Consider the following 4,435-nt stretch of genomic DNA (forward strand, 5'->3'; position numbering starts at 1 on the left):
CGAACCTTGCCGCTGTCGTTTCGAAAGGACTCGACCAGTTGCAGATACTGGCGCCCCCCTGTCTTGGTGATACGAGTATACATTATGTGGCGACGAAATCACGTCTATGGCCAAACAATCAATAGTATTACGCCTGTAGCGTGTGACGACACGGTTTGCAAAAACCGTGAGGCAGACCATGCTAAGCCCCTGAAAAGTAACGACCAGATCTCAACAGTATGCTCAAAACTGCCGCTGAACTGTCGAAGTTGGGGTTGCCAGTCCTCCGCGATGCAGGTGATCAATCTCGTTGAGAGCATTAATTGTCAGGCGGCATCCGAAAGGGCTCGCAGCCGGCCGCCGCAGAGCAGAAGAGAAATATGTCCTGGCGTCCCGTTAGAGGGCCGCATCAGCAGAATGCGCTCGTCAGGCTCGTGCGTGCAGCGAAGGTCTGTTTTATCCGGCAGCATTGTCCGGAGGCTGTGTGAAAACTATCGAGAGCTTTTACAAATGCCAAAAATTGCCAGATTTAGGCGCGCTCTGGTCGAGCTGAACCATCAAATTAGCAACACCCAAAAACGAGCGGCGCGAATTCATGAAGAATCCCGAGTTTTCACACAGCCTCTCCGCATAACAGACCTCTGGACTCTGCACGGCGAAGGTCCGCCGTGAGCTTTTCTACGCCAATCGTCGTGCGCGCTGCATTTGACATCTTACTTGATAATGCACATCGCATGCAGGCAGGAGCCAAATTTACAAACTGGACTAAGCTTGTCTAACCAATATAGGTGCGTCAGCCGGGCCCAGAGGCCGGCGTCGCCAAACCGGGATAGCGAAAATATGCAAACGCTGAGCTCAATCCTTCAAGGGGTCAGCACGCTCTGGAGCCGCCAGACGCCTGCGTTGCGCGGCATCGTGCTAATGTGCGTGTCCACAGTCGCATTCTCAATCATGCACGGTCTGGTACGCTTCGTCTCCGATGTACTGCCACCTTTTCAGATCGCTTTCTTTCGCAACATCTTCGGTCTGGCCTTTTTGCTACCGCTTTTATTGCGCTCTCGCTTTGCAATGCTGCGCACAAAGCGGATCGGGTTGCACGCGCTGCGCGGTGTCATCAACATCGTAGCAATGCTTATGTTTTTCACCGCACTTTCAATCTCACCAATTGCAAAAGTCACTGCACTTAGCTTCACCGCGCCAATCTTTATGGCTATCTTAGCCGTCCTGCTGCTGGGAGAGCGCTTTCGGATCTACCGATGGCTGGCCATACTGTTCGGGTTCTTAGGCATGCTGATCATTCTGAGGCCGGGTTTCGTAGCCATCGACACCGGCGCGCTTCTGGTAACCGGTTCGGCCGCGCTTTGGGCCGTTGCGATGGTTTTGATCAAGATTTTATCACGTACAGAATCGAGCCTGACGATCGTTGCCTATATGGGTATTTTCCTTGGGGTTTTCTCCATCTTTCCAGCACTCTGGGTTTGGCAGCCATTCGGACTGCAAACGCTTGGCTGGATGGTGTTTATAGGTTTCTTCGGCTCAATCGCCCAGTTATCGCTCAGCCAGGCTTTGAAGGAAACCGATCCAACAGCGCTGATGCCGTTTGATTTTCTCAAGCTGATCTGGGCTGCAGTAATCGGGGCGTGGTTCTTCGCTGAAGTTCCTGATCTCTATACGTGGAGTGGAGCAGCGGTAATCTTCTTGTCCGGCCTCTTTATAGCATTCCGCGAACGACAGATTAAAAACCGGTCCCCATCTGCCACTTGGCCTATAGCGTAGCGGCAAGCGTTATACAGCGGGCGCCGAAAGCGAGAAAACGGGCCCCAAACGGGAGAGGCTGTTTCCCTAACCGCGGCTCAATATATAAACGGGCGAAACCGGTCGTTCATTCAGCCCGCAGCGAACGGCCGCAATGAGCTCAAAACCACCTGATGGATTGCGCGCGTTTGGGCATTAGAGTTTCTGACTAAGGCAGATGCCAGTCCCATCAACGCTATCTGGAAAATTTGAGAAACCGACACGAGCAAAAATTACCATTCTGGGCGCGGATGCCATAGGATCGTCAACAATCAGGAGAACCTTTTGCAGTGATATCACACCTTATGACACTTCTTGTGTTTCAGTTGATTGGTGAAACCCTGGCGCGCAGTTTTACTCTGAACTTGCCTGGTCCCGTCATCGGGATGGCATTTTTTCTGTGTTTTCTGGCAGTAGTTCCAAGAGCGGCAAAAGCGATCGAACCGACAGCGCAGGGCATTCTTTCACACTTGTCCTTACTTTTTGTACCCGCAGGCGTCGGCATCACTGGTCACCTCGATCGCCTGGGTTCTGACGGCTTCGTCATTTTGATAGCCCTGTCTATCAGTACGGCAATCTCGATTGCAGTGGCGGCCCTAGTATTCGACCGCGTCAATCGCCTGACGAGCAAGCAAAAATGACCGATCTGACTGAAATTTGGACGTATCTTGCGCAGCAACCGCTTCTATGGCTGACATTGACCTTGATCGCCTATGTCATTGGAGACACTGCCTTTCGTACTTCTGGAGGACGTCCCTACGTTAATCCGGTATTGATCGCAGTTGTTATGCTCGCCTTCTTGTTGTGGATCAGCGCTACCCCTTACCAAACTTATTTCGAGGGCGCGAAGTTTGTGCATTTCATGCTTGGTCCGGCAACGGTCGCCCTCGCGGTGCCACTTTACAGGAATTTCGAGAAGGTCCGGCAGTCAGCCATCCCTTTACTCTGCGCACTGGTTGTCGGCTCTGGCACCGCGATCCTGAGCGTTTTAGGCATCGCCTATGCCATGGGTATCCGCGGAGAGGTGCTTCTGTCTCTGGCGCCAAAATCCGTAACGGCTCCGGTCGCAATTGGTGTCTCGGAGTCTATAGGAGGATCACCAACTCTGACAGCTGTGGTTGTCATCGTGACGGGTGTTTTGGGGGCCATAATCGCAACTCCTTTGCTAAACATGCTGGGGATCCGGGACTGGCGCGCAAGAGGGCTTGCCGTCGGCATTGCCTCACATGGCATTGGAACGGCCCGCGCTTTCCAGGTGAATGAAACGGCAGGTACATTTGCTGGTATCGGGATGGGTCTCAACGCTCTACTGACGGCAATTGCGGTTCCCTATCTGGTGCTACTTTTCTTGTGATCCGACTATAGATCATACGGTATTTCGGAGGATGTCAAAGGGACTATCCTCGTTACAGCATTATCCGCCGCCGTGCCAGCAAGCGGCGCGGAAATCTTAGTTCGGCTGGATCAGGTCCGTAATCTGGCCCACCGCAACCCTGCGGTTCAGAGGCTCCGCTTCCAGCGCCGGAACCAGTGGAAAGCGTTCCCCCATAACTTTGCACGACCATGTTTTCAGGCCGCACTCCGAAATACTCGGACAGGGCCAGCGCAACAGTTTCGGCGCGGCGGTCCGACAACAGCAAGTTGTAACTTTCGTCACCGACGGCATCGGTATAGCCCATGTCTGCAACATCTTCACCGCGGAGAAATACTACAATTTCTTCAAAGCAGCAGGATATGAAACCGATTGAACGCAACACGCTCTAGAGCCTGGGCTTACGCCCCAAAAAATGATCGAAGCTGGCAGGTGTCAGTCTTGAGTTCGCCGCCAAAAGCGGTCGTTCGAAATAGCTTTTTGTTTATCCGCTTTCAGGGCAAGCATGCACAAACTCATTTGCGCTCACTTTCCAGCTAAATCGTTTACCCAATCGATGATACCCGCCGCAGGCATCGCGCCGGCCTGTCGCTTGACTTCATGCCCACCACGAAAGGCAATCATAAGCGGAATCCCACGGATCCCGTAGCGCTGGCCCGTTTGCGCAAAGGCCTCGGTATCCACTTTGGCGAAGCGGGCCTTGCCTTTCAGCGTCGCAGAAGCCTTGGCGAACTCCGGAGCCATCATCCGGCAGGGACCACACCATGCCGCCCAGAAGTCCACAACGAGAGGGATATCATCTATCCGAGCGGCCCTCTCAAGAACGTCGAAGGACACTTCGATCGGTTTGCCTTGAATTAAGTCTGCTCCGCATGTTCCGCATTTGGGTCCTGACGCTAGTCTCGCTTCAGGTATCCGGTTGCCCTGTCCGCAAGCAAGGCACGCAAGTCTTAAGGCCATAGAAGGCTCCATAAGTTCGGTTTCTCATATATATGCTGCAGTTTGGAAGACTTTCATTTGCGATGGGTCAAGTTATTGGAAACTGCCTTATTAGGATTCCATCGAAGTCCGCTGAGCTGACGTCACACAGTTAACAGTAGTATCGCACTCGCACCTGCAGCACCTTATGCTACAGACCAACACCTTTACAGGAACACACAATGAACGTCATCAGCGCGCATCCCGGTAAGCCGCACTATATCAATCGTAGCGGCTGGCTTCGCGCGGCAGTCCTCGGGGCAAACGACGGTATTGTATCCGTTTCTTCGCTGATTGTCGGGGTTGCGGCAG

At 53.2% G+C, this 4,435-nt stretch carries 4 protein-coding genes and 2 pseudogenes; 4 read left to right on the forward strand and 2 right to left on the reverse strand.

The window, feature by feature from the left end; all coding sequences use genetic code 11:
* Window positions 1-819: 819 nt before the first annotated feature.
* The 3 genes from AC221Y_RS20730 to AC221Y_RS20740 all read left to right on the forward strand — a co-directional run bounded on the left by AC221Y_RS20730 (window position 820) and on the right by AC221Y_RS20740 (window position 3,127).
* Complete coding sequence (locus AC221Y_RS20730; RefSeq protein ID WP_299755291.1) at window positions 820-1,755, forward strand: DMT family transporter; 936 nt, start codon at window positions 820-822, stop codon at window positions 1,753-1,755.
* 323 nt (window positions 1,756-2,078) lie between these two features.
* Window positions 2,079-2,414, forward strand: coding sequence for a CidA/LrgA family protein (locus AC221Y_RS20735; protein WP_299755294.1), 336 nt, complete (start codon window positions 2,079-2,081; stop codon window positions 2,412-2,414).
* Complete coding sequence (locus AC221Y_RS20740; RefSeq protein ID WP_299755297.1) at window positions 2,411-3,127, forward strand: LrgB family protein; 717 nt, start codon at window positions 2,411-2,413, stop codon at window positions 3,125-3,127. Before AC221Y_RS20735 ends, AC221Y_RS20740 begins: the two co-directional genes overlap by 4 nt.
* Window positions 3,128-3,223: 96 nt before the next feature.
* Here the strand turns inward: AC221Y_RS20740 and AC221Y_RS20745 are convergent.
* Together AC221Y_RS20745 and trxC are read right to left on the reverse strand one after the other, a co-directional pair.
* Window positions 3,224-3,470, reverse strand: a pseudogene (locus AC221Y_RS20745) (OmpA family protein); the annotation flags it as partial.
* A 200-nt stretch (window positions 3,471-3,670) separates the two neighbouring features.
* Window positions 3,671-4,105: a thioredoxin TrxC gene (trxC, locus tag AC221Y_RS20750; protein WP_299755302.1), complete on the reverse strand. Its 435-nt coding sequence runs from the start codon at window positions 4,103-4,105 to the stop codon at window positions 3,671-3,673.
* Window positions 4,106-4,305: 200 nt separating this feature from the next.
* On the opposite strand from trxC, the pseudogene AC221Y_RS20755 reads away from it, so the two are divergent.
* A pseudogene (locus tag AC221Y_RS20755) lies at window positions 4,306-4,435 on the forward strand (VIT1/CCC1 transporter family protein); the annotation flags it as partial.

Source organism: Boseongicola sp., from assembly GCF_057460485.1.